At 43.3% G+C, this 954-nt stretch carries 1 protein-coding gene and 2 pseudogenes; all 3 read right to left on the minus strand.

What is annotated here, in order from left to right; genetic code table 11:
- Positions 1–4 precede the first annotated feature (4 nt).
- Complete coding sequence (locus PROVRUST_RS20610; protein ID WP_006816303.1) at positions 5–136, minus strand: hypothetical protein; 132 nt, start codon at positions 134–136, stop codon at positions 5–7.
- Positions 133–580, minus strand: a pseudogene (locus tag PROVRUST_RS17785) (phage tail protein). Before PROVRUST_RS17785 ends, PROVRUST_RS20610 begins: the two are co-directional and overlap by 4 nt.
- A 2-nt stretch (positions 581–582) precedes the next feature.
- Positions 583–954 (minus strand): annotated as a pseudogene (locus tag PROVRUST_RS17790) (phage tail tape measure protein); the annotation flags it as partial.

Consider the following 954-nt stretch of genomic DNA (forward strand, 5'->3'; position numbering starts at 1 on the left):
GAATTCAACCTTCGGTTCCAACGTTATCAGTCATTGATAATGACATTAAACGCCCTTGGATTAGCGCGTTGATATTTTCACCACTGGCGGCTAGCACAAATGCCGGTGTCGATTCATCCCCCGTAAACATACTCATAATGGCAATGCCCCACGGAGATCACTCAATTGCTTACTCAAATCACCAAACATTTCACTTAATGACTCGTCTGTCCGTTTCAACTTCAACGTGAAATCTATTTGTCTAGCGGCACCATCATCAAAAAAGTAACTTTTTGATTGTGTGATTTCTTCAATGACAAACATCCCGTAAATTGTGCCGGTTCCATCGATCAGCGACCATGCCTTACCGGTATCTGCCATTAACTCCAAAGCCAATAACGATAACTTACCGCCGGTTAATGATGGAAATAGCGAACCACTTAACGAAATATCATCACTATCAGGACCAATAAACTGGAATGCAGGTCGCTTACCGACGCGGTTATTAAATCCGTAACGGTTATTTTTTATTAATCTGCATCATTTGATAGGGCGTTGTTCGCAAATGAAAAATAAATACGCCTAGTGCTGCCATTGCCATAATTAATATTCTCCACTGTCTTGATACTGGCTTAACCGCCTTGATTGCTTTCTTCGCTCTGCATCTTCTAATTGCCTTGCGACCTCTTTTGCAATATCCGCGGCTGATTGATTCGGTGTAGGATGAATATGAATTTCAATCGGGGATCGACTATACTCACTGCGATTTTGAGTGATATTAACTGGGGTAGAAACGTAGTTTTTAGCCGGTAGGGCATAGGGATGAATCGGCTTATCTGCCGCTGCCGACATTGACCCTAGTGTTAATGCTGCCGCAGCCAATGCCGCTGTACTTTTACGACTGGTCACATTCGCAGGACCATTAACAATCTCAGGACCATACTCACCCACAATACCAAATTGACCGCGTGGAAT

This window comes from Providencia rustigianii DSM 4541, assembly GCF_000156395.1.
Lineage (GTDB): Bacteria > Pseudomonadota > Gammaproteobacteria > Enterobacterales > Enterobacteriaceae > Providencia > Providencia rustigianii.